Source organism: Streptomyces sp. NRRL F-2664, from assembly GCF_000719345.1.
In the GTDB taxonomy this organism is placed as follows: Bacteria; Actinomycetota; Actinomycetes; order Streptomycetales; family Streptomycetaceae; genus Streptomyces.
In genome coordinates, this window is record NZ_JOFX01000003.1 from 1 (window position 1) to 22,459 (window position 22,459).

Consider the following 22,459-nt stretch of genomic DNA (forward strand, 5'->3'; position numbering starts at 1 on the left):
GACACATCACGAGTGATCAAAGTGGCAATCATCGACAACCTCCGCCGAAACAGACCCGGCCACCACTGCTCACACCCTCGGAAGCAGAAAGAACACCCCGCCAACGAGATGCCCTCATACCGACACACACCACCCTGACCACCCCCCTTCACCAAACCATCCACCCCACGTAACAAACCCGCCACAAGCCACCAAAACACACCAAACCACCCCCCACCACCACCCCACCCCGTCCCGAGCAGGCATCATCGCCGGCGCCCCAGGCCCAGAGGGCGCGACCGCGCCGGGTCCGGGGTGCCTGATGGAGGGTTTCGACGCGCAGGTGCAAGGGGTGCGGCGGGCGGGTGTTTCCCTGCCGGGCCTGGCGTGCGGGCGGCGCGGTACCCGGGTGTGGGTCGCGGCGGGGCTTCGCCGTCGGTGGGCGGGCCGTCCGGAGGGGGGGGCGGCCCGGTCCGGTCCGGGACCTTCAGGGCGTCCGGCCCGCTCCGGTTCGCGGTTCGGGTCGCGGGCCGGCTTGCGGTGGGGCGGCGGTGTGGGGCGGACGGGCCGGCTTGCCGGTCCGGCTCGGCTTTCGGTGGGGCCCGCGGTGCGGGGTGGCCGGGAGGTGCGGGCGGGTCAGGTGTGGAGGCGACTGTTGGGGCCGTCGCGGTCACCGGCGCTTTCGTCGTTGAACCAGTAGTCGCCGGCCGCCAGGTAGCGGAACGAGTGCGTGTTCTCGCTCGGCAGGGTGACCGTGACCGCACGCTTGCCGTCCGTGCGCGGCTGCAACGTATGCACGCCGGGCTGCCAGTCGTTGAAGTCGCCCACCACGCTCACCGGCCCGGGCGGACAGTCCACCGGCAACACGAACGTGACCTCAGTACGGTCCTTACGCAGCGTGCGCTCCAACATCAAGCAACTCCTGACTGGCGAAACCGACGGGAACGTACCGGGGAGGTACTCGCCCATACTCGGCCCACCTCCCCTCCGCCGCACCCGGAAACAACCCCCGTCGGCGACCGCGACGCCGGAGAGGCCGTGGATTGTGAGACCGCCCACCCCCTCTTGACCAGCGGAGGAAGGGTTACCTAACTTCGGTCGCATGACCCCCCACCCCACCCCGGCCGACTTCGCTCTCGATCTCACCGCCCAGGAGATGCAGCGCCGCGCCCACGTCATGGAGGCTCTCGGACCCGACTGGGATCCGGTCGAGGTCCTCCGCGGCGAGGAGGCGGCCTACGACCTGCTCTACTCGGGGCTCGATGCGGAGCAGCAGCGCCTCTACGACCAGCTCGTCACCGCCGGTGTGCTGCCCGCACGGGGACACGGACATGCTGCCCCTTGATCCCCAGGCCGACCCCGGCCGGCGCGCCTGGATCCCCTGCCCCCGGTGCAGGGACCACCAGCAGTGCGAACCGTGCCAGGAACAGCGGACCTGCCCGACCCACTGGCGCTACCTCCTCGGCAACACCGGCACCCGGCTGCACCTGCAGTGCCGGACGTGCACCCACGTGTGGACACACCACACCCACTTCGGCCACACGCCCCGCCGGCGGTGACCCACCCGGCCCGGGCTCTCGGTGTCAGGAGGGCGGGCGGAAGGCGGTGGCGCGGACGGTGTCCCCGCCCAGCGCGAAGGTGCCGCCGTCGTCGGGGGCCAGCTGAAGGTGGGCGTCCGCCGCGCCGATGACCACCGAGGGCGCGGCAAGCGGTTCGGCGCCGGAGGCGCAGTAGCCGTCGGCCTCGCCGAGGACCGGGGTGAACGCGATCCGCGTCCGGGCAGCGGCGCCGGCCTCCAGCTCAACCGGGTACGCCGGCCCTTCGCGGATCACCGCCAGGGCTCGCGCACGATCCGGTGCACCCTGGCCGGCTACGGCCACGCTCGGATACCCCCGCAGCACGCACGGTGCCGGCCCCTGGTTCACCAGCGTCACCTGCACGACGTCCGCGCCCACCCGCTCCGCGCCGCCCGCCGCGAGCTGTTCGCCGCGACACGGAGGGGGCGCGTCGGCGGCGGTCGCGGCGGCAGAGGCCGGGGGCGAGGCCACCGCACCCAGTGCGGTCATCATGACGGCCGCGGTGGCGGCCGCCCCGCGCAGCGTCGCAGCCCTGTGGTTCCACGTCTTCGCACACCACCACCGTCTCCAGCGTGGCACCGGGCGTCAGCCGCGTCGCGTCAGGGTGTCCGGGGCGCCGGCCGACTGGGCTCCTTCCGCTTCGAGGGTCACCCGGTCCGGCTGGGTCATGGTGAGCACGTACAGGTTTCCGCGGGGGCACTCGAAGGTCGCCGCGCGGTCGGTGGGGTGGCTGGTGACCGCCGCGAAGACGGCGGAGTCCTGGCGCACCTGGCGGAGTTCCAGGGCCTCGGTGCAGCCCAGGTTGCGTCCGGTGGACAGCTCCTTGACGTCGCTGACCTGCCGACCTACGAGTTCGCCCACGGCTGCGGCGTTCAGGGTGACCGTCACATGGAAGGCGCCCGCCCTGGCCCGGGTGATGCCGTCCGCGTCCGGCGTACCGGGGCCGGTGCCCGACCAGGTTCCGACCCACGCGGACGGCAGCACCGCCTGACCCGACGCGGAGGCGGTCGGACCCGGCGGGGTCGTGCCGCCGTCGGAGCCGTCGCGGTCGCCGTCCATGAGCAGCCGGAGCGGGAACGCGGCAAGGACGGCCAGGACGGCGGCCGCACCGGCCGCGGCGATCAGTCGGCCCCGTACGGGCGACCGGCCGTCGGCGGTGGTGCCGACAGGCGCCGTAGGGGCCGCGGGAGGTGCAGGCGGCGGCGGGAGCGGCACGGGGACCTGCGGCAGTGGTGGCGGGGTGAGGAGCCGGGCCAGTTCACCCTCGCGGCGGGCCACGTCCGCGGACAGGCCCGGCGGCATCGCGTCACCCCACGCCCCCTCCGGGTCCCCCGCGTCCTCCGCGTGCCCCGCGTCCGCGCCCGCGCCCGCAGCGGAAGCGGCGGTGAGGAAGCGGTAGAACTCCGCGGCGGTGGGGCGCTGCGCCGGGTCCTTGGCCAGGCAGTCCGCCAGCGGCGGGGACAGGTGGGCCGGGACGCCGTCCAGGCAGGGCTCGTCGTGGACGATGCGGTACAGCAGGGCGGGCAGGTGGAGTTCCTCCCCCGCTGCAAGGAAAGGACTGCGTCCGGTCGCCGCGTACACGAGGACCGCCGCGAGGGAGAACACATCGGCCGCAGCAGAGACGGCGGCGCCGACGGCCTGCTCCGGGGCGAGTTAGCCCGGGGTTCCGACGACCGTGCCGGTCTGCGTGTACCGGGCATCGTGCGAGGCGCGGGCGATGCCGAAGTCGATGAGGAAGGGACGGGCACCGCCCAGCAGTACGTTGGCCGGTTTGATGTCGCGGTGGACGACGCCGGCCGCCCCCACCGTGATCAGAGCCGCCGTCAGCTCCCGGGCCAGGCAGTGCAGGGCGTCCGCTGGGAGCGGCCCCTGCCGGCCGACCCAGTCGGCGAGCGACGGGGCGGGCACGTACTCCGTCGCCAGCCACTGCGGTACGGCTCCCGGCGGACTGAAATCGACCACCGACACCATCCACGCGCCGCGCACCCGGTCGCTGGTGCGTATCTCACGGTCGAAACGCTCCGCGAAATCCCCGTGCAGACTCAGGTCCCGGTGCACCGTCTTCAGCGCCAGCGGCCGGCCGGAGGCGGTACGGGCCAGAAACACCTCGCCCATGCCGCCCTCACCCAGACGCCCCAGCAACCGGTAGCCGCCGATCTCCACCGGATCTCCGGGCCGCAGAACGTCCACCAAGCCCACTCCCCCACCCCATGGCTACGGCGCCACCGCACGGCGGGCCGCTCCATGCGGCCACCTTAGGGGGTGTCCCGCCGGTCCTGCCGGGCTTGCGGGGTCAGTGGGGCCGCTCGGCGACCTGAGCGGCTCCGCTCGCCCGGTGGTCGTAGACGGCCAGCGACAGCGCCCTCATCGCGGCGTGCGCGCGCTCCGCGTCCTCACCGTGGTCGACCGCTTCCAGCGCGGCGGCAGCCGACACCCGGACCGCCTGGGGCAGACCCTCGTGGGCGCACACCCGGTAGGCGACACTGCGGCGTGCAGCCCGTTCCTCTTCGCTGACTCCGAACGCGGTCAGCGGGAAGGCCGCCGCCTGGTACATCGCGAGACTCGCCACGACCGCATCCGCGATGCCTTCCGCATAGCCGCTCCCCGTGCCGGGCGCGACAAGGGTGACGTGAGCGGGAGCAGGCGCGGGGAAGACGGCGGGCGGGGCAGTGGTCGTGCCGGGGGGCGTGGTCAGGAAGGCGGCCACCTGCCGGCGCGAGAGGAAGGAGCCGATCGCCGCCCCCAGACCGGCCGCCGCCGCGGCGAGCACGCCCGCCGTCCGCCCGCCCCACACCCATCCGAAGCAGGCTCCGCCGGCCACCCCGCACATCACCAGCGCGAAAGTGATCATCAGGTGGATACGGGCGAACGGCGACATCCTCATGCCCAGCAGTATCCACGCCCACCCCGACCCGACCCTCGTCGCCCCCGACCTGCCCCCCGACCCGATCCGGGCCGGCCCCCGGCCAGCTCCGCCCCGATCCGGGCCGGCCCCCGATCGGCCGCCCGACCCGGTCCCCGGCCGGCCGCCCGCCATCCGCGCACCACCGCTCGGCCCTCCCCCACCCGCCGACACCCGACGTCGCTCCCCCGGCGGTTCACGACGCCCCACCGCCCGTCGTCGCCCCCGTCACCCCTGCACCCCGACACCCGTACGCTCCGACGCCAGCGGAGATCGCCGCAACTCGGGCTTTGCAGAACGTACTTCGCGCCCCGGATCGGCACCGCACGGGGGGCGATCAGCGCCAACCGGGGCATACCGGCCGGGTGAAGGGACGGGCGACGGGGCGGGGGTTGGCAGGGCCGGTCCGACTCGTAGGATGAGCCCTTGATCATTGCATTCGCAGATTGTTACGGGGGCCCCGATGAGCAGCACTTCCTTCGACGCGGAATGGGCCGGTCTCAAAGAAGGGACGGCAGCCGCGGCGCAGATGCGCCTCGCGAGCGCCGCGCCGGACGGCGGCGGAGGAGGTGGGGGCGGGGGTGGCAAGGACCTCAAGTCCAACCAGGCGGTGTGGAACAAGGCCAGCAGCGACGTCGGCCAGCTGATATCGGGTATCAAGAAGGCCCAGACCGAGTTCGAGACCGGGCAGAACGGCGCCACCATCACCGGCGTGGAGAGCGCGGCCGCGCAGCGCGAGCTCTACCAGTCCTGGAAGACCTACCTCGAAGGGCTCTCCGGCAAATGCAGTGCGCTGCAGGGGCCGATGGTCGAGGCCGGCAAGGGCCAGGCAGCCAACGACGAAGCGCTGCGAGCCGACTTCGCCCGGATGAACCAGCAGTACAAGGACACCCCCGCCACCGGCGGCGACAACGGCGGCCGGTGAGGGCGGGGATGGACTACGCGACGCTGAAGGCGCTGAAGCCCTCGGAGTTCACCGAGGCGGCGGACGGGTACCGGGCGGTCAGCAGCATGGCCGACCACGCGTACGCGAGTGCCGAGAGCCAGATCCCCACCCGCCTGCGGGCCGGGCTCCGCGGTGAGGCCGTCGACGAGGCGGTCGTCCAACTGGGCCTCTTGGCCCAGAACTTCCATTACACGCAGGTCGAGTGCGGGCTCGCCGCGACCGCGCTCAATGCCCTGGCGGCCTCGCTGACGACCGCCAAGTCGAAGCTGGACGCCGCGCTCTCGGACGCCGAGGCCGCCAAGTTCTCGGTGGGGCCGGACGGTTCGGTCAGCTACCCGCCCGCCGGCCAGGAGAAGGACGGCAAGCTGCCCGACGGCGGCACCGTCTCCGGCAGCGCCAAGGGCAAACCGTCAGGGAACGTCATCGACCCCACCAAGGACGCCAACGACCTGTCCTCCGCGTTGGAACGCCAGGCCGCGAACATCCACCCCAACCCCAACTTCGGCAAGGCGGTGGACATCGCGAACCGCATCGCCCAGGCCGTCGCGGACGCCACCGAGGCCGACACCCAGTGGGCCCCGAAACTGCGCAAGCTCAAGGCCGACGACGACCTCGTCGTCACCGACAAGGACTGGGCCGACGTCCAGGCCGACACCGGCGAGGTACGCAGCGGCGCAGCGGACTACCTCAGCCACATCAAACCCCCGCCGGCGGGCGGTGACCCCAAGGCGAACGCCGAGTGGTGGAAGGGGTTGAGCGCGGACGAGCAGGCCGCGTACCTGTCGCTGAACGCGGCACAGGTCGGCGCACTGGACGGGCTGCCGTCGGTGACCCGTGACGAGGCGAACCGCACGGTGCTCGCCGAGCGCAAGGCCGAGTTCCAGATCAGGCTGGACGCCATCCCGCCGCAGCCGCAGAAGTACATTCCCTCCGGGCGTGACTACCCGGCCGTCGTGCTGAACCCCGAATGGTCCCGCTGGGACAAGAAGTACAGCGACGAGAAGGCGATGCTGGAGAAGAACCTCGACGGCATGAATGCCATCCAGGCCCGCTTCGACTCCACGGGCAAGGAGGGGCTGCCCGAGGCGTACCTGCTGGGCTTCGACACCAAGGACGGCGGCCGGGCGATCGTCGCCAACGGCAACCCCGACACCGCCGCCCACACCGCCGTCTTCGTCCCCGGCACGTACACGAGCATCGTCAAGACCGAGGACTACATCCACCACATGAGCGAGTTGTGGAAGGAGACCAACGCGCAGGCCGAGGGCCGGCAGGTCTCCACCATCACCTGGATCGGCTACGACGCGCCGCAGAGCATCGTCCCCGAGGCGATGAAGAAGCACTACGCCGAGGACGCCGCTCCCGACCTGAACCGCTTCATGGCCGGCCTGGAGAACCTCCAGGGCGGCGACGACAAGAGCCACACCACGATCATCGGCCACAGCTACGGCTCCACCGTCCTGGGCGCGGCGTCGAACGCCGGCGACCTGCGTGCCGACGACATGATCGCCGTCGGCAGCCCCGGCATGCTGGTCGGCCACGCCCGGGAACTGGACGCGGGCGAAGGCCACGTGTGGTCCCAGTCCGCGGGCGCACTGGACGACCAGGTGCCGGCGGGCGGCAAGTTCGCCGGCCTCGGCGGCGGCAACAAGTGGTGGAAGGAAATGCTCCCCTTCGGCAGCGTCTGGGGACAGAACGTGCCGTCGGACGAAGATTTCGGAGCCAATATCATGGCGAACGACTCGAACAGCCACACCGACTACTGGAGAGACCACTCCTTGAGCATCCGCAACCAGGCGAGCGTGGTCGCCGGCAGGTACGACGATGTCCAGCGTGGCTGACCCGTACCGCTCGGCCCGCCACCGAGCCCGCGCCGCCGTCAGGGCCCTGGTCCTGGCCGCCGCCATCGCGTCCCTGTCCGTGCTGTCCGTGGGGTGTTCGAACGTGAAGGAACTCAGCTACACGCCGGTCCGGATGGATCCCGACCCGGCTCGCACCAAGACCAAGGAGGTCTCCTCCAGCCTCCTGGAGATGACGGGCGTCCAGGGCAAGGTGACCGAACCGGGTCCGACCGTCACGCGCTGCCGCGAGTACGGCGACGACCTGTTCTCCCTCTCCCACCCCTGGTCCGTGTACGGCATCACGGACGAGCAGGTCGACACGGGCATGGCCGCCCTGCGCACCCAGCTGGTGGCGAACGGCTGGAAGATCACCAAGGACGGCAAGGCCAACAGCACCGCCCAGAGCCCGGAGATCTACGCCGAGAACGACAGCCAGGGCTTCGCCATGGTCGTCACCGGTCGCAAGCAGTCCGCCACCGGCGGCCCCATGCTCCTCTTCAAGGTGATCTCGCACTGCTACCGCGCCGAGTCCGCGGCGGCACTCGACGGCGAGTACTGACCCCGCTCGGGAACCGGTCCCGGCCCGGCAGCGCACCCCTGCACCGCGCGAGGCGTCGGTCAGGGGTGCGCCGCGCGGGAACGGTCCGGGGTGGCGAGCGCCTCCAGCCGGCGCTCGGCCAGCCGCAGGTGCCCCGGATCGGGCAGCGGCACTTCCCGCAGGAGGGCGACCAGCTCCGGGCCCGTCGCCAGGGCTTGCGACCGGTCCTTGACCTGGGTCCAGCAGTACAAGGCTCCCGCCGCCGCTTCGCGTACCTCAGCCGCGTGCGCCCCCTGGCTCTGGAGCCGCGCGCGGCCCGCGGCCGTCCACAAGCGCGTCGCGGCCTCGAAGTCACCGGCCATCCGCGCCAGGTCCGCGCGGATCTCCGTGCACCGCACCGCCTCCGGCGAGGCTCGCCCCGACCGCTGCACCACGCCGCGTTCCCAGGTCCTCGCCAGTACGTCCGCCTCCCCGTGGCGGCCCCCCACCGCCAACGCGTGCAGGAGCGCCCGCGGATCGGGCTCCGCGGCTGCGCCCGCGCCGGTGTCGGCGGCGGGCACCGCCGGCTCGGATACGGGTACGGGTACGGGCTCCGGCAGGGGCGCGTCTGCGGGCTCCGCTACGGCAGGAGGCTCGTGCCGGGGTCGCCCCCGGGCCGGAGCGCGGCGCCCTTCCATATCCCGCGCCGACGGCAGTACCAGCGTGCCCGGTGCCAGGCCCGCGGACCCCGCCGCCAGCGCGTGCAGTTCCATGTCGGACGGCCGTACCGGAGCCCGCCGGAGGTGGTCGATCCACTGCCGGGTGTACGCGCTGACGCCGCCACCCTGAGCCGGCGCGTCCGGTCCGCGCACCACCCCGAACAGCTGCACCCCCGCCGGTCCTGAGGACCCTGCCGGTCCCGACGGGTCCGGCGCTCCCAGCCACTCCCCCGCCGGCGGCCACGCCCCCCTGTCCGCCACCAGGTCGACCACCACCGTGGCCGTGCCCGCCGGGCGCGCGCGCAGCTCCCCGGCCAGCCACTCCCACGGCAGGGAGGTGTACCGGACACTGCCCGGTGTCGTCCCCGCCAGCGCCACGAACAACCGCCGGCCCCGTCGATCCGCCGTCAGCCGCCCCGACACGTACACGAACACCGGACCCGCGGCGGCCGCGGCCGCCTGCAAACGCGCCAACACCGTGTTCGGATCCCGGACCCCCTCCAGGCACACCATGTCGGCGGGCAGCCCGGAGCCCAGCAGCAGGTCGGCCGGAACCATCGCCAGCGCGGCGACGTTCGCCCCCGGGGCCAGCAGCACTGCACCGCGCCGCACGGCCGCGTCCGCCGCCAGCAGCAGCACATGTCCCCGCGACGCCCGACCCGCACCGCCACCGTCGCCCACACCACCGAAACCCATGCGCCGACGCTATCCACACCGGGCCCGCCTCCCGTACCAAACCCGGAGAAGAGCACCCCACCATGCGATAACCGGCCCGATCGGCCCGGCCGGGCCGGTGAACGGGCCGGGACCCACCAGGGGCGTGATCAGGCCAGGCTTCCGTCACCTGATCGGCTCAGCAGGATCTAGAGTGTGCGCGTGACCGAGCAGAATCCCGAACTCATCGCCGGCCGGTACCAGCTGGTCGAACGCATCGGCCAAGGCGGTATGGGCCGGGTCTGGCGTGGCATCGACCAGCACCTCTTCGGGCGCGAGGTCGCCGTCAAGGAGATCCTGTTTCCGCCAGGGATGGACGACGGCGACCGTGCGGCGCTGCTCCGGCGGTTCATGGGCGAGGCCCGCGCGGCGGTCACGCTCAGCCACCCCGGGATCATCACCATCCACGATGTCGTGGAACACGACGGCTCCCCCGTCATCGTCATGGAGTTGGTCCGGGGGCAGTCCCTGGCCGCCGCGATCCGCAGCGGGGGCCGGCTGCCCGTGCAGCGGGTGGCGGAGATCGGCGCCGCCCTCCTCGACGCGCTGACCGAGGCCCACCGGGCGCGGATCGTCCACCGCGACATCAAGCCGGACAACGTGCTCCTGACCAAGGACCGCGTCGTGCTCACCGACTTCGGCATCGCCCATCTCGCGGACGCCACGACCAGGCTGAGTCACAGCGGGACCGTCATCGGCACGCCCCAGTACATGGCGCCGGAGCAGCTGGAGGGCAAGCGCCCGACCGCGGCGAACGACCTGTGGGCGCTCGGGGCCACCCTCTACCACGCCGTCGAGGGGCGACCGCCCTTCGACGCGGAGGGGCTGCACGCCCTCGCGGTGGCCGTGTTCACCCGACCGCACCGGACACCGGTCCACGCCGGGCCGCTGACGCTGCTGCTGAACGCGCTCCTCACCAAGGATCCGCAGCAGCGCGTGGAAGCCGCGGAGGCGGCCGCGATGCTGGCATCGGTGCTGCGGTCCTCGCCGGCTCGCCCCGGTGACGTGCCCACCGATCCGCGGACGCCCTCCGTACCCGAGCAGGAACCGCAGCGGGCGCCGGAGCCCGAAGCGGGGCAGGAGTCCGAGCCGGGGCGGGAGCGGCAGTCCGAGCGCGGGGCCGAGCAGGGGTCCGAGCCGGGCCGGGAGCGGCACCGGACGCCCCCGGAGAAGCCGTCGGAGCAGACCCCGACGGTCCTCGACTCCGGGGCCGTCGCCGGCACCGCCCGGCTCCCGCTGCCGCAGCAGGCTCCGACCGGCGACCTGCCCACGCGCGGTACGGCGCCGGAACAGCCGACCGATCGGCAGCCCCCCGAGCAGGTGTCCGACCGGCGGCGCGCCCTCACCCGGCGCTCGGTGGTCCTGGGGGCGGCGCTGGCCACCCTCGCCACCAGCTCCGTGCTGACCTGGACCCTCACCCGGGACGACGAACCCGGCGGCAAGGCGGCCGGCAGCGGGGCGCCCGCCTCCTCCGTCACGGTAATGATCGGGGTGGACGCACCGCTGAGCGGCGGGATGTCGGCCATGGGCGTCGGCATCAAGAACGCCACCGAGCTGGCGGCCAGGACCGCCAACGAGACGCGGCACGTTCCCGGCGTGAATTTCGAGGTCAAGGCCCTGGACGACGGGTCGGACCCCGCCAAGGGGGCTTCCAACGCCGCCCGGTTCGTGTCCGACGAGAAGGTGCTGGGCGTCGTCGGGCCGCTCACCTCCGGCGTCGCCAAGACCCTGGTGCCGCCGCTCGCGCGGGCGGACATGGCCGTCGTGTCACCGAGCAACACCGACCCCGTGCTGACGCTCGGCCCCGACTGGGCGGCGGGCACGAGGGCGCGTCCGTACTCCACCTACTTCCGCACCCTCGCCACGGACATCGACCAGGGCCCCTTCGCCGCCCGGTACCTGCACGGCGAGGCGAAGAAGACCAAGCTGTACGTGGTCGACGACGCGAGCGCCCACGGCACGGCCCTCAGCGCCGGCTTCACGGCCGAGTTGACGAAGCTCGGCGGGACCGTGGTCGGCACCGAGCAGGTCGATCCCGCGGAACGCGCCTTCGAGGGCCTCGCGACGAGGGTGCGCTCCTCCGGGGCCGACGCCGTCTACTTCGGCGGCTACTACGACACCGCGGCGCCGATCTCCGAGCAGCTCGAGAAGGCCGGGGTACGCGTCCCCTTGATGGGCGGCGACGGCATCTTCGACCAGCAGTACCTCACCTCGAACCCGGCGGCCGAGGGCGACCTCGCGACCCACATCGGTGAACCCGCCGAGGATTCCGCGGCGGGGCGGGACTTCCTCTCCCGGTACCGGGACGCCGGCTATCGGGAGGAGGCCGGCTGGTACGGCCCCTACGCCTACGACGCGACCTGGTCGATCATCGAGGCGGTCAAGGCCGTGGTGGCGGCCAACGGCGGGACCCTCCCCGACAACGCCCGGGCGAAGCTGCCGGGGGCGGTGGCGGACGTGTCCTTCGACGGTGTCACCGGCCGGGTCGCCTTCGACGGCAACGGCGACACGGTCAACCGCCGGCTGACGGTGTACACGGTGAGCGGAGGCAGCTGGACCGCGACGAGGAGCGGATCGGCCACCCGCTGACGTCGCCCGGCGGTGAGCCCCGGTCCCCCGGCGGAGAACCGCCGGGACGGCCGGGGGACCACGCCGGGACGCAGCGGGGGCGCGGCGGACCGGGTGTCAGGCGGGGCCGAGGGCGAGGTCGCGGAGGGCGTTGGAGACCACCTCCGTGGGCGCGGGGTGGATCCACAGCGGTGACCGGGCGAGGGTGGGGGCGCTGATGTCGAGGGTTATGGCGATCACGAGGGGCTGGATCAGGCTCGTCGCCTGCGGGCCGAGGATGTGGGCGCCCAGGAGCCGGCCCGTGCGGCGGTCGGCCAGGACCTTGCAGAAGCCCGTGGTGTCCTCCAGGGCCCAGCCGTAGGCGGTGTCGGCGAAGCGGCGTACGGCGACGGCGTAGTCGAGGCCTTCCTCGCGGCACTGCTGCTCGGTCCTGCCGACCTGGGCGATCTGCGGGTGGGTGAACACGCCCGCGGGCACGGCCTCGTGGGAGGTGCGGACCGGGTCGTCGGGGTGGAGCAGGTTGTGCGCGACCACCTGGGCCTCGCGGTTGGCCACGTGCTTCAACGGGAAGGGCGTGCACACGTCGCCGAGGGCGAACACCCCCGCCGCGCTGGTCCGTTGCTGGGCGTCGACGACGATCCGTCCGTCCTCGTGCAGGGCGATCCCGGCCCGGTCGGCGTCGATCCGGTCGCTGTTCGGGACGCGTCCCACCGCCACGAGCAGGGTGTCCGCCTCGACGGGGGCCGTGCTGTCGTCGTCCAGTGTGAGGCGCAGCCGTCCCGGCTCGCCCTCGACCCGGGTCAGCGCGGCACCCGTGCGGACGTCGTAGCGGTCGGAGGCGATGGCGGTGTAGGCGGCGGCGACCGTCTCGTCCTGGGCGGAGAGCAGGGTGTCCTCCAACTCGATGATCGTGATGCGGCTGCCGGCGGCGTGGAAGACGTGCGCGAGTTCGGCGGCGACGTAGCCGCCGCCCAGTACGGCGAGATGGCGTGGCGGGTGGTCCAGGCGCATCACGGTGTCGGAGGTCTCGTACGGCAGTCCGCTGTCCCGGACCGGCGGGGGGACGGCCGGGCGGCTGCCCACGGCCACGACGACCTGCTCCCCGCGCACCGTGACGGCGTCCGGGCCGTCCCCGACGGTCAGCGTCCGGTCGCCGGTGAAGCGGGCACGGCCTGTGAGGACGTCGATGTTCGAAGCCCCGCGCCGCCCCTGCTCTCCCTCGGCGGCCTCCTGGTCCAGTCGGCCGAAGACCCGCTCGCGTACGGCGGGCCAGTTCACGCCGCCCAGCCGGGCGGCCACGCCGAAGCGTCCGGTGTCGCGGACCGTGTCGGTGAGGTCGGCGACGTGCACGAGCATCTTGCTGGGGATACATCCGCGGTTCAGGCAGGTGCCCCCGAAGGGCCCTTCGTCGATGAGGGCCACGCGCAGGTGCGAGAAGCGTTCGTCCACGACGGCGTTGCCGGAGCCCGCTCCGACGATCACGAGATCATGAGTGCGCATGCGGCGGAACGTACCCCCGCGCGCCGCGTCCATCCGGTATGCCGCGCGGCCGACCGGCGGTCACGGATGCGGCGGCGTCCACGCCGGGTCGCGTCCGCTGAGCCCGAGGGCCCGGTCGAGCAGCGGGGCCCCGTCCGGTACGGGCACGACCGGGTCGAAGATGCCCCCGCCGCGGGTGGCGTCCGCGGTGGCCGCCTGCAGGAAGTCGTACGTGGCGCGCAGCGCGGCCTCGTCGGGTGCGTAGTCCTGGCCGGTCGCCCGGGCGAGGTCCCAGCCGTGGATCACCAGTTCGTCGACGGCCACCGCGGCGGCGACGTCGCCGGGCAGGTCCACACCGCCGGCGCGGGTCATGCCCGTCCATGCCGCCGGGTCCCGCCAGGCTCCGGCCAGTTCGTCGAGGGCCCGCGGCAGATCTTCGCGCCACGTGGCGGGGAGCGGGGTGGCGGCCGGGTCCGGGGCGGAGTCCGTCGTGGGGCCCAGGTCCTTGCGTGCGGCGTCGCGGAAGGCGACGGCCAGGCCGGTCAGGTGGACCAGCAGGACGCCGACCGGGTACGCGCGGCAGGGTGTCGGGGCGTCCAGGCGGGAGTCGGGGACGCCTGCCGCGAGGCGGGTCACGATCCGGGTCTGTGCTCCGAGGTCGAGGCTCGCCGTACCGTTCGCCGTACCCGTCATCTGCTGCTCCTTCGGGTCGAGGGTGCCCGGCGGCGGTCGGGCGCTTCTTGCGGGGCGGCGGCGGTCGGGCGCGGGCCGGGCCGTTTCACTCCTCCTCCTGCTGCCCGTCGCCCTGCCGGCCCTGTGCGCGCCTGGTGACGACGGCGGCGGCCGCGAGGGCGCTGGCGCCGAAGGCGAGGGCGAGCATCCACCGCTGGTCGAAGGTGTGGCCGGTGGCGTGGTCGAGGGAGTAGCGGCCGGCTCCGGCGAGGCCGATGGTGGCCGCGGTGAACCCGAGGAAGGCCGGGTACTCGAAGCCGCCGCCCTGGGCGAAGAAGCCTGCCGGTGCGTGGACGGCGACGGCGCCCGCCATGGCCCCTGCGGCAGCGGCTCCCGCCGCGGGCGTGGCGAGGCCCAGGGCGAGGAGCGCCCCGCCACCGGTCTCGCCGAGGCCGGCGGCGATGGCGCTCGGCCGGCCGGGGGTGTATCCCATGTGCTCCATCGCGGCGGCCGTCTTCTCGAGGCCGGGGCCGCCGAACCACCCGAACAGCTTCTGCGTGCCGTGCGCCATCAGTACGGCTCCGGTGCCTGCGCGCAGCGCCAGCAGCGCGAGGTCGCGTCGGTTGATGCAGCTCATCGAAGTCTCCCTGAGGCCGTGGCCGGGGTCGGGTGGGGTGCGGCGACGACATCCGTATCCCGTCCGGGCGGGAGCCACCCCGCGCCGGCCGGGAGGTCCGCCGAACGGAGGACCGCCCGGCGGAGCAGCCCACGCCGGGGAAGAGGGTGCCACTGAGCGGATGGGCCCGCCGGGCCCGTGCCCCGCGCGCGGTCCCCTCGCGGGGACGGCTCAGGGCGTGGCGGCCCGGAGCCAGACGTAGGCGACCGGCTGGGGTGCGTTCCAGGCCTCGGCCAGATCGGGGGCCACCGGGGCGAAGCCGGCGGCCCGGTAGCAGCGCAGGGCGGCGGCGTTGTCCGGGTGCACGCGCAGGAAGACGTCGGCGTGGCCCGCTGCGGCGGCCCGGGCGAGGAGGCCGCGTACCAGGGCACGGCCCAGGCCTCTGCCCCGGTTGTCCGGCGCCACGATGATCCGGGCCAGCTCGACCTCGTCCTCGTCGGCGTCGAGCCACAGCTCTCCGTACCCCACGACCGCGTCGTCCTCGACGAGTACGTGCGCCCGGACGTCGGCGTCCTGCTGCCATGCGGTGATCGTCTGCTCGGAGAAGGGGAATTCCTGCCGCCCGCACCACAGGGACACCTCGCCGGCCGACGTCGGCCAGCCGGCCACCACGGCCGCGTGAGCTGCGGAGAAAGGAAGAAGATCCATGCCCGTCGAGCCTCCGAGCGTCACGTCCGGCCGGTCGCCTCCCCGGCGGGGATGACCAGGGGCGACAGTACGTGCTGCGGCCGGGCCGTCGCACCCGGATTGCGCGCGCCGTGCGGCCGCCGCGGCGGGGGCAGCCGGCTCCGCAGGGCGCTGGAGGCCCGGCGCGTTCACACTGGCAGGACGACGAGTGCAGTGCTGGGTGTGCAGTGCGGCGAGGAGGCCGGATGAGCTGGGCGTCATGGACCACGTGCGGGATCTTCGCCGGTCGGGACGGAGTGGTGACGGGCGGGTCGGGCCCCGTCCTCACCGGCGAGCTCGACATCCACACCACGTGGACCGAGGTGGAGGGGCTGGCCCACGTCACGGTGCAGTACAGCGGGGCCGCCGAGTGGCTCCCCCTGGAGGGAAGTCCCGTCCCGTGTCCCAGTGAGGAGGCGAGCCGCGCCCTGCACGAAGCGGTCATCGAGTCCGTGCGCGCGGGAGCGCGCCTTCCGCTGGCGCCGGGGCTGCACTGACCGACGTGTTCAGGCGGCTGCGCCGATGGTGCTGCGGGCCGCGTGGGCCCGGCGTTCCTCCTCGGTGAGCCCGCCCCACACCCCGTACGTCTCGCCGGTGCTCAGCGCGTGCCGCAGGCAGGCGGCGACCACCGGGCAGCGGGCGCAGATCTCCTTGGCCGCCTGGTCGCGGGCGGCTCGTTCCTCCCCGCGTTCTCCCGTGGGGTGGAAGAACTGGCGCGATCCCATGCCGCGGCAGGCCGCTTCCGTCTGCCACGCCCAGTGGTGCTCGGCCAGGCCCGGGAGTCGCGACACGTCGGACATTGCTTGCTCCTTCCGTGGGACGGTGATGACGATGGCTCGCCTGCTCACGATCCGGCGGATGAAACGTCCGTCGCGACGGGGCCGCCGACGGGTCCGCCGACCGCAGTGGGGGGTGTGCGGCCGACGGACGTCTTCGCGGGCGTGCCGTCCGGCTAGGCGGCGCCCGACATCCGGGCGAAGACCACCACATTGCTGTCGTAGTAGTGCTTCTTGGGGTCGAAGTCGCCGCCGCAGGTCACCAGGCGCAGGCCGGCGTGGTCGAGGTTCTTGTAGACCTCCAGCGTGGGGAACTCGGCCTTGGGGTACTGGCTGACCCGGTCCACCGTGAAGGTGACCGTCTTGCCGTCCTTGCGGGTCACCTTGATCGTGTCTCCGCCCTTCATCGACTTCAGCTTCTCGAACACCGCTGCTGCTCCGTTCCACGTGACGTGCCCTGCGATCACGGCCGGTCCCTGGGAGCCGGGCGTCGGGCCCGGCTCGTACCAGCCGGCGAGGGCGGGGTCCTTGGGGGTCTGCATGGTGCCATCGGCGTTCTGCCGCAGCGTCTCCAGGGAGCTGGTCACCCCCAGGGAGGGGATCGTGATCTTCTGCGGCTCCGACCGGGCGAGGGCCGGCGCGGCCCGGCCGGCGCCGGCGCCCGTACCGGTGCCGGTGGCGGCGTCGGCGCCCGTAGCGCTCTGCGATCCGTCCGCCGGCTGCGCGGCACCGCCGGCGGGGGCGGGGGCTCCGGCCTGCCCGGCCTGCCCCTGCGGTGCGGGGGGCTTCGCCGCGTTCTGGCCTCCGCAGCCGGCCAGGAGCAGCCCGGCGAGGGCCGCGGCGGCCAGGGGGCGTACGGTCCGGCGCGCGGCCGGCCGGAGGTGCCGGACGGGGGGTGGGGCGGTCGGGGGCGCCGGGAGGGTCCGGGACGCCGGGAGGGCCGGGGGCGTCGACGCGGTCGCGGCGGTCGGGCCGGTGCGCTCGGTCGGGCCGGTCGGATGTGTCGGCTCGGTCCGTCCGGCGGGGTCGGCGCGGCCGGGTACGGGGGCTCGCTTCACGCGCCGCCCCCCGTGCTCTCCTGGCGGACGGGGACGGCCGAGGCCCGCTTGCGGGAGAGGGCCACGGCACCGGCCGCCACGGCGAGCACGGTGATCGCCACGCCGTCGCGCATGGTCACCTCCACCGTGGCGTTCCCCACCGATCCGCCGCCGGTCTCGATGGCGCCGACCGGAATGGATCCCACGGCCGCCCCCTTGACCTCTCCGCAGTTGGTCGGGGCCGTGGCCTCCTGGGGCAGCTTCGGGTCGAGCTCGCTCTTGCCGGCGCCTTCGAAGTCGTACTTGCCGTTCTTGTTGCGGTCGATGCCGTGCTGGACGACGTGCAGGTCCTTGATGTGGTCGACCACGTCCTGGCCGACGGTGATGGTCCGCTTGTAGGAGATCTTGCCCTTCTTGTCCGCGACGGGCATGCGGTCCACGGCGAGGCCGCTCGCGGGCTTGGTGTCCCCTGTCGTGGTGAGCGAGATGTTGATGTCGCCGTAGTCGTGCGTGGCTTCGGTGTTGTCGAGGATCCCGTCGCGGTTCGTGTCGTCCGTCGCGTCGGGGCACTTGAAGTCGTGTCCCTTGGTCGAGCCGTGCAGGTGCTGCGCCGACGGCGATCCGGGCACCATGCCTTCGGATTCGATCTGCACGGTCAGCTGGTTCCCCTTGAGGCTGAGCATGACCGTGCCGCGTGCTCCCGAATCGTTCAGCTGCGCCAGGTCGATCTGGTACGCCTTTGCGCCCTCCGCGAGAGCTGGTCCGGAAAGACCGAGGGTCAGGAACACGGCGGCGGGTACAGCGGCGAGAACCACGTGGCGACCGGCGCGCTTGACTATCACATTCGCTCCTGTTCCGTGGATCCCCGGGACGGGAATCGCAGATCGTACGGGGTCGGGACGAGTCCCCGGAGAGGAACTCGTTCCTTCTTCGGCGCCCCAACGCCTGTGGATGGGTTTCTCTTTGGGAATTTCGCGGCGCCCCCTGCGTCCGGCAGCCTTCCGCCGGTCATCCAGATGCGCGACATGGCATCGGCCAGGGAGGGGAAGCGGGCGGCCTCGCAGAGCATCACCGAGAGCACGAGCATTCCGTGCGCGGTCGATTTCGGATCACGGTTGCGGTGCAGTCGCATGACCGCGTCGCCCAGGGGCCGGCGCCCCAGGAGGACCCCGGTACGCCGCACACCGGCTGCCGCCTCCAGGTCGGGGCAGCGCCCGCCGAAGGGCAGTTCCTGCGTTCGACTGACGCCCGGCGGCGCGGCCGCGTCGCGCACGTGGCGTACGTACGCCTCCGGCGGGGCCTGCCCGTTCTCGAAGGTGTTGCGGAATCCGATGATGCGAGGGCCCGCAGCGGGCGGGCGGAGCTCGATGTAGAGCTCTATGAACAAGCCCAGAAGTTGAATGCGGAGGGGGAGGTGGGTTTCCCCGCCTTCCCCCCGGCCGGCCATGCTGAGAACACCGTGAGCATCCGCTGCTCTCGACCGGATGGCCGACATCAGGAGCCGGTACTCGTCCACCGATGCGTACGCCGAGGAAAACGACACGGGTTTCAGCATGGCCGTCTGCATCAGGTGGAGGAGCCGGATCCCGGACTCCTCGGAAGTAATCTGAAGGGAATCGGTTCGGTCCTGCTGTACTCACGCACGCGCATCCACCGCCTTCGACATCATTCCGATCGTCGGCGCGCGGGGACTGGATCTCCGCCGCCGGTTTCGGTTTCGGTTCGGTCTCGACCTTTGTAGTCCTCGCGGCGGCGACGGGACGAATACTTGGCCTCTGTTGCCAAAAAATCAGCGCGTGGTCCCGGCGGGTGCGATGCGGTCAGCGGGCCGGGCGGGCGGCGTCCGGGGCGACCGCCCGTTCGAGGACTTCCAGGACCGTGTCGCGGAACAGGGTGGCCTTGTACCCGGTCTGCGGCAGCGGCCGGCAGCGGTCCAGTACGGTCGCGGCCGCCGCGGCGAGCGTCCCGGGGGTGGCTTCGCGGCCGATGAGGGCGGACTCCACCTCCCCGAGCCGCAGCGGGACGCGGGCCACCCCGCCCGCGGCGACGGCGGCGTGCGTCACGGTGGTCCCGTCGAGCGTGACGCGGGCGACGGCCTCGACGAGCGGCCACTCCGCGTGGGCGCGAGCGGTGGTCCGGTGGCAGGCGGCGCGTTCGCCGGGCAGCGGTGCCGGCAGCCGGACCGCCGTGAGGATGCGGTCGGGCGGCAGCAGGTGGTCGGTGTGGTGGAGCCGGTCGCCGTCGCCGTACAAGTCGGCGACGGCGCGCGGGGATTCGCCGTGGATCTCGGCCTCGGCGTCGTGGGCGAGCAGGGCCATCGCCAGGGTGGACGGGTGCGGGGCGATGCAGGGGCCTGTCCCGCACACCACGGCGAAGTGGTGGTCGCCCTCGCGCGCGGGGCAGCCGGCCCCGCCCTTCTGCAGGCAGCTGATGTGCGGGTTGCGGTAGTACCAACAGCGGTTGCGCTGGAGCAGGTTGCCGCCCACGGTGCCCGCGGCACGGATCTGCGGGGTGGCCGCGGTCCCGGCGGCCAGGGCGAGGGCCGGCCAGCCGTCCCGGACCCGGGGGTCGGCGGTCAGCGCGGCGAGGGTGGTCAGGGCGCCGATCCGCAGCCCGCCGCCGGGCAGCGGCCCGGTGCCCCGGAGTTCCGCGGTGCCGTCCAGATCGGTGAACGGTCCGGTGGACAGGCCGCTGCGCTGCCGCGCGCCGGTGTCGGTCCCGCCGGCGCGCAGCTCGCCGCCGCCGGCCCGTACGGCCTCGGAGAGGTCGGTGGGATCGGGCTCGGTGCTCACGTACGCAGTCCTTCCAGGAGCCGGTCGGGGCGGATGGGCATGTCGTACGGGCGCCAGCCGGTGGCGTCGCGGACGGCGTTGGCCAGGCAGGCCGCGGTGGGCAGGGTGGCGATCTCGCCGAGGCCGACGCCGCCCCCGGGGACGTGGTCGAAGCCCTCCTGGTGGAAGTGGACGGTGATCTCGGGGGTGTCGCCGATCCCCGGGATGCGGTAGTCCTCCAGGTTCTCGGTGAGCACCCGGCCGGTGGCCGGGTCGGTGCGCCGCTCCTCGAACAGGGCGTAGCCGATGCCCTGGATGACGGCGCCCTCGCACTGGCCGCGGGCGAGCCGGTCCTCGTGGATGCGGCCGGCGGCGATGCCGCTCCACACGCTCAGCGGGCGGATCCGGCCGAGCCGGGTATCGACCTCGACCTCGGCGACCTGCACCGATCCGGTGAAACCGCGGCCGACGGACAGGCCGGCCAGGGCGAAGGGGGTGACGAAGCCCCGCCGGTCGCGGGGGCGCCGGCCGACGACCCGCACGCCGTGGGCGGCGTCCAGCCGGGCCCCTACGTCCCTTCCGCCGAGCGCCTCGCGCAGCCGGGCGGCGGCGTCCGCGGCGGCGGGCACGAGGGAGGGGGTGGTGCGGCTGCCGCCCGAGAGGGGGCCGTGGACGGTGTCGCTGCGCCCGATGTCGGCCCGCACCCTGGCCTCGGGGAGGCCGAGCGCCTCGGCGACGGCCCGGCGCAGCACGGTCCGTGAGCCGGTGCCCATGTCCTGTACGGCGCAGCGGGCGACGACGGTCCCGTCCTCGACGGTGAGTTCGACCTCGGTGCCGGGGTCTAGGAAGTACAGCCAGTTGGCGGCCGCGACGCCGACTCCGCGGCGGAAGCGTCCGGTGCCGCCGCGGCGGCCCGACCAGACGGGGAGGGCCGCGGCCCGTTCGTAGAGGGCGTGCCGCTTGGAGTTGCCGTCCCAGCGGCGGCGCAGGGCGATCGGGTCCTGTCCGAGGCGGTGGGCCATCTCGTCGACGGCCTGTTCCAGGGCCCAGCACATGGTGGGTCCGCCCGGACCGCGGAAGGGTGCGCCGGGGGGCCGGTGGGTGACGGTGTCGAAGTCGCGCAGGCGGCGGGGGGCCCGGCCGTACATGAAGCGGGCCAGTGCGGCGACGCTGCCGCCCACGGAGACGCCGCCGTCGCTGTCGACGTCCATGGCGAGCGCGCTGAGGTCGCCGGAGGCGTCGGCGGCCATCGCCAGCCGGATGCGGGCGCCGGGCCGGTGGCCGCCGTCGGTGAGTTCCTCGTCCCTGTCCAGCACGACCCGTACCGGGGCGCCGTGCAGCCGGGCCAGCTCCACCGCGGCGACGACGTCGGCGGTGAGGCCCATCTTGCAGCCGAAGCCGCCGCCCACGTGGACGGCCCGGGCGACGACGCGTTCCGGGGGCAGGTCGAAGCGTTCGGCGGCGAGTTCGGCCACGCGTCCGACCGACTGGGTGGAGACGTGGATGTGGAGGGTGCCGTCGGTCCAGTGGGCGAGGCAGGCGTGCGGCTCCAGCGGGGTGTGGGTCTGGGAGGCTGTGGTGAACACGCCCTCGACGACCCTTTCCGGGTGGTCGCTACGGGCCTTCCGGATGCGGCGTACGGCCGCGGCGGGGCGCCGGCTCATGGCGGACGGGCCCCGCAGGTTGCCGCGCCAGCGGGCGGGGACCAGTTGGGGGGTCTCGCCGGAGCCGGGTGCTCTTTTGCGCGCGGCCTTGTCCTCGTAGACCGGGGGCCCTTCGCCGGTGCGGGCCTGGCGTCCGTCCAACGCGGCCGGGAGCACGTCGTAGTCGACCGTGACGCGGGCGGCGGCGGCGCGGGCGGCGGCCCGGTCGGGTGCCGCGACCGCGGCGACCGGCTGGCCGACGTAGCGGACCACGCCGTCGGGGGGCAGTAGCGGCACGTAGGGCAGGTCGCCCGCTTCGAGGGAGCGTACGCGGGCGTGGGCGTGCGGGGAGCGGATGATCACGCCCTCCAGGAGGCCCTCGGGGCGCAGGTCGGTGGTGTAGCGGGCCGATCCGTCGGTCTTCTGCGGGGCTTCGGTGCGGGGCACCGCTGCGGCCTCCCCGCCGGCCGGTGTGGTGTCGTAGTCGCCCGCGCAGGCGGCGGCCACCGCCCTGAAGATGCCCTCGTAGGCGCCGCAGCGGCACAGGTGGCCGGCCAGGGCCTCCGCGATCTGTCCGCGGTCGGGCCGGTTGGGGCCGTGCTCGGCGCGCCGGCGGTCGTGGAAGGCAGCCGCTTCGACGACGAATCCCGGGGTGCAGTAGCCGCACTGGAGGGCGTCCTCGGCCGCGAAGGCACGCGTCACGGGGTGGTCGGCGAGACCCTCCACGGTGGTCACCCGCCGTCCGGCCAGCCGGGCGGCAGGAGTCAGGCAGGACACCCGGGGCTCGCCGTCGACCTGGATGGTGCAGGCACCGCAGACGCCGCCCCCGCAGACCAGCTTGGTGCCGGTGAGGCCCAGGCGGTCGCGCACCACCTCCACCGCGGCCGGGTCGTCGTCCACGTCGACCGTGTGCCGGGCGCCATTGACCTCGAAGTCCACGAGTCGTACTCCTCAAGCGTGGGGTGGTGGGCGCGGG

The 22,459-nt window shown here is 73.6% G+C and carries 22 protein-coding genes; 6 read left to right on the forward strand and 16 right to left on the reverse strand.

The genetic code is table 11. The features are described 5' to 3' along the window. Positions 1-615: 615 nt before the first annotated feature. Entirely contained in the window at positions 616-891 is a 276-nt protein-coding gene (locus tag IF89_RS0104515; protein ID WP_030761445.1) for an isoamylase early set domain-containing protein, read from the reverse strand. A 190-nt stretch (positions 892-1,081) separates the two neighbouring features. On the opposite strand from IF89_RS0104515, the gene IF89_RS0104520 reads away from it, so the two are divergent. Next, entirely contained in the window at positions 1,082-1,324 is a 243-nt protein-coding gene (locus tag IF89_RS0104520; RefSeq protein ID WP_043192995.1) for a DUF6400 family protein, read from the forward strand. 238 nt (positions 1,325-1,562) lie between these two features. Here IF89_RS0104520 and IF89_RS37640 read toward each other — a convergent pair whose 3' ends face one another. The 4 genes from IF89_RS37640 to IF89_RS44445 all read right to left on the reverse strand — a co-directional run bounded on the left by IF89_RS37640 (position 1,563) and on the right by IF89_RS44445 (position 4,440). After that, a complete protein-coding gene (locus IF89_RS37640; protein ID WP_051806788.1) occupies positions 1,563-2,048 on the reverse strand; it encodes a DUF4232 domain-containing protein in 486 nt (161 codons plus the stop codon). Between the two features lie 93 nt (positions 2,049-2,141). Next, positions 2,142-3,161 (reverse strand): hypothetical protein, encoded by a 1,020-nt coding sequence (locus IF89_RS40620; RefSeq protein ID WP_051806789.1) that lies wholly within the window; start codon positions 3,159-3,161, stop codon positions 2,142-2,144. A gap of 48 nt (positions 3,162-3,209) precedes the next feature. Then, positions 3,210-3,746 (reverse strand): serine/threonine-protein kinase, encoded by a 537-nt coding sequence (locus IF89_RS40625; RefSeq protein WP_158717798.1) that lies wholly within the window; start codon positions 3,744-3,746, stop codon positions 3,210-3,212. A 103-nt stretch (positions 3,747-3,849) separates the two neighbouring features. Next, positions 3,850-4,440 (reverse strand): hypothetical protein, encoded by a 591-nt coding sequence (locus IF89_RS44445; RefSeq protein ID WP_051806791.1) that lies wholly within the window; start codon positions 4,438-4,440, stop codon positions 3,850-3,852. Between the two features lie 481 nt (positions 4,441-4,921). Between IF89_RS44445 and IF89_RS0104545 the strand changes: the two genes are divergently transcribed. Genes IF89_RS0104545 through IF89_RS41770 form a run of 3 tightly spaced genes read left to right on the forward strand, consistent with a single transcriptional unit; the run spans position 4,922 to position 7,804 of the window. Further along, the gene (locus IF89_RS0104545) at positions 4,922-5,383 is read left to right on the forward strand and encodes a hypothetical protein (RefSeq protein ID WP_030761462.1); all 462 of its coding nucleotides are present in this window, start codon (positions 4,922-4,924) and stop codon (positions 5,381-5,383) included. Between the two features lie 8 nt (positions 5,384-5,391). Then, positions 5,392-7,245, forward strand: coding sequence for an alpha/beta hydrolase (locus tag IF89_RS0104550; protein WP_030761465.1), 1,854 nt, complete (start codon positions 5,392-5,394; stop codon positions 7,243-7,245). Continuing rightward, positions 7,238-7,804 (forward strand): hypothetical protein, encoded by a 567-nt coding sequence (locus tag IF89_RS41770; RefSeq protein WP_158717799.1) that lies wholly within the window; start codon positions 7,238-7,240, stop codon positions 7,802-7,804. The genes IF89_RS0104550 and IF89_RS41770 overlap by 8 nt, the downstream gene beginning before the upstream one ends. Positions 7,805-7,863: 59 nt before the next feature. Here the strand turns inward: IF89_RS41770 and IF89_RS0104560 are convergent, their stop codons facing one another. Further along, positions 7,864-9,177 carry a hypothetical protein gene (locus tag IF89_RS0104560; protein ID WP_030761470.1) on the reverse strand — a complete coding sequence of 438 codons (1,314 nt, stop codon included), beginning with the start codon at positions 9,175-9,177 and terminating at the stop codon, positions 7,864-7,866. Between the two features lie 180 nt (positions 9,178-9,357). Between IF89_RS0104560 and IF89_RS41775 the strand changes: the two genes are divergently transcribed. Then, positions 9,358-11,784 (forward strand): bifunctional serine/threonine-protein kinase/ABC transporter substrate-binding protein, encoded by a 2,427-nt coding sequence (locus IF89_RS41775; protein WP_158717800.1) that lies wholly within the window; start codon positions 9,358-9,360, stop codon positions 11,782-11,784. A 96-nt stretch (positions 11,785-11,880) separates the two neighbouring features. On the opposite strand, the gene IF89_RS0104570 is transcribed toward IF89_RS41775, so the two are convergent. The 4 genes from IF89_RS0104570 to IF89_RS0104585 form a co-directional block, all read right to left on the reverse strand. Continuing rightward, positions 11,881-13,263, reverse strand: coding sequence for a mycothione reductase (locus IF89_RS0104570; protein WP_030761475.1), 1,383 nt, complete (start codon positions 13,261-13,263; stop codon positions 11,881-11,883). 60 nt (positions 13,264-13,323) lie between these two features. Next, positions 13,324-13,935, reverse strand: a complete 612-nt coding sequence (locus tag IF89_RS0104575) for a TIGR03086 family metal-binding protein (RefSeq protein WP_030761478.1) — start codon at positions 13,933-13,935, stop codon at positions 13,324-13,326. Between the two features lie 85 nt (positions 13,936-14,020). Next, positions 14,021-14,551, reverse strand: a complete 531-nt coding sequence (locus IF89_RS0104580; protein WP_030761481.1) for a DoxX family protein — start codon at positions 14,549-14,551, stop codon at positions 14,021-14,023. A gap of 210 nt (positions 14,552-14,761) precedes the next feature. Beyond that, a complete protein-coding gene (locus tag IF89_RS0104585; protein WP_030761484.1) occupies positions 14,762-15,238 on the reverse strand; it encodes a GNAT family N-acetyltransferase in 477 nt (158 codons plus the stop codon). Between the two features lie 224 nt (positions 15,239-15,462). Here IF89_RS0104585 and IF89_RS0104590 point away from each other — a divergent pair, with 224 nt between their 5' ends. Continuing rightward, positions 15,463-15,753, forward strand: coding sequence for a hypothetical protein (locus IF89_RS0104590; RefSeq protein ID WP_030761487.1), 291 nt, complete (start codon positions 15,463-15,465; stop codon positions 15,751-15,753). 9 nt (positions 15,754-15,762) lie between these two features. Here IF89_RS0104590 and IF89_RS0104595 read toward each other — a convergent pair whose 3' ends face one another. The 6 genes from IF89_RS0104595 to IF89_RS0104620 form a co-directional block, all read right to left on the reverse strand. After that, positions 15,763-16,056: a WhiB family transcriptional regulator gene (locus IF89_RS0104595; RefSeq protein ID WP_030761489.1), complete on the reverse strand. Its 294-nt coding sequence runs from the start codon at positions 16,054-16,056 to the stop codon at positions 15,763-15,765. Positions 16,057-16,208: 152 nt separating this feature from the next. Further along, positions 16,209-17,090: a class F sortase gene (locus IF89_RS0104600; protein WP_267882086.1), complete on the reverse strand. Its 882-nt coding sequence runs from the start codon at positions 17,088-17,090 to the stop codon at positions 16,209-16,211. Beyond that, positions 17,087-17,911, reverse strand: coding sequence for a hypothetical protein (locus IF89_RS0104605; RefSeq protein WP_051806794.1), 825 nt, complete (start codon positions 17,909-17,911; stop codon positions 17,087-17,089). The genes IF89_RS0104600 and IF89_RS0104605 overlap by 4 nt, the downstream gene beginning before the upstream one ends. Next, positions 17,908-18,636 carry a ribosome-inactivating family protein gene (locus IF89_RS0104610; RefSeq protein ID WP_030761499.1) on the reverse strand — a complete coding sequence of 243 codons (729 nt, stop codon included), beginning with the start codon at positions 18,634-18,636 and terminating at the stop codon, positions 17,908-17,910. The genes IF89_RS0104605 and IF89_RS0104610 overlap by 4 nt, the downstream gene beginning before the upstream one ends. A gap of 253 nt (positions 18,637-18,889) precedes the next feature. Beyond that, positions 18,890-19,861 (reverse strand): FAD binding domain-containing protein, encoded by a 972-nt coding sequence (locus IF89_RS0104615; RefSeq protein WP_043192999.1) that lies wholly within the window; start codon positions 19,859-19,861, stop codon positions 18,890-18,892. Continuing rightward, entirely contained in the window at positions 19,858-22,422 is a 2,565-nt protein-coding gene (locus tag IF89_RS0104620; RefSeq protein ID WP_030761506.1) for a molybdopterin-dependent oxidoreductase, read from the reverse strand. Before IF89_RS0104620 ends, IF89_RS0104615 begins: the two co-directional genes overlap by 4 nt. Positions 22,423-22,459 lie beyond the last annotated feature (37 nt).

What these genes read in the sequence shown, in the direction of transcription:
- IF89_RS0104585 (WP_030761484.1), bottom strand. Translation starts at nt 15,238, where the DNA reads ATGGATCTTCTTCCTTTCTCCGCAGCTCACGCGGCCGTGGTGGCCGGC.
- IF89_RS0104515 (WP_030761445.1), bottom strand. Translation starts at nt 891, where the DNA reads ATGTTGGAGCGCACGCTGCGTAAGGACCGTACTGAGGTCACGTTCGTG.
- IF89_RS0104580 (WP_030761481.1), bottom strand. Translation starts at nt 14,551, where the DNA reads ATGAGCTGCATCAACCGACGCGACCTCGCGCTGCTGGCGCTGCGCGCA.
- IF89_RS0104610 (WP_030761499.1), bottom strand. Translation starts at nt 18,636, where the DNA reads ATGCAGACGGCCATGCTGAAACCCGTGTCGTTTTCCTCGGCGTACGCA.
- IF89_RS0104545 (WP_030761462.1), top strand. Translation starts at nt 4,922, where the DNA reads ATGAGCAGCACTTCCTTCGACGCGGAATGGGCCGGTCTCAAAGAAGGG.
- IF89_RS0104595 (WP_030761489.1), bottom strand. Translation starts at nt 16,056, where the DNA reads ATGTCCGACGTGTCGCGACTCCCGGGCCTGGCCGAGCACCACTGGGCG.
- IF89_RS0104550 (WP_030761465.1), top strand. Translation starts at nt 5,392, where the DNA reads ATGGACTACGCGACGCTGAAGGCGCTGAAGCCCTCGGAGTTCACCGAG.
- IF89_RS0104570 (WP_030761475.1), bottom strand. Translation starts at nt 13,263, where the DNA reads ATGCGCACTCATGATCTCGTGATCGTCGGAGCGGGCTCCGGCAACGCC.
- IF89_RS0104575 (WP_030761478.1), bottom strand. Translation starts at nt 13,935, where the DNA reads ATGACGGGTACGGCGAACGGTACGGCGAGCCTCGACCTCGGAGCACAG.
- IF89_RS0104520 (WP_043192995.1), top strand. Translation starts at nt 1,082, where the DNA reads ATGACCCCCCACCCCACCCCGGCCGACTTCGCTCTCGATCTCACCGCC.
- IF89_RS44445 (WP_051806791.1), bottom strand. Translation starts at nt 4,440, where the DNA reads ATGAGGATGTCGCCGTTCGCCCGTATCCACCTGATGATCACTTTCGCG.
- IF89_RS0104590 (WP_030761487.1), top strand. Translation starts at nt 15,463, where the DNA reads ATGAGCTGGGCGTCATGGACCACGTGCGGGATCTTCGCCGGTCGGGAC.
- IF89_RS0104560 (WP_030761470.1), bottom strand. Translation starts at nt 9,177, where the DNA reads ATGGGTTTCGGTGGTGTGGGCGACGGTGGCGGTGCGGGTCGGGCGTCG.
- IF89_RS37640 (WP_051806788.1), bottom strand. Translation starts at nt 2,048, where the DNA reads ATGATGACCGCACTGGGTGCGGTGGCCTCGCCCCCGGCCTCTGCCGCC.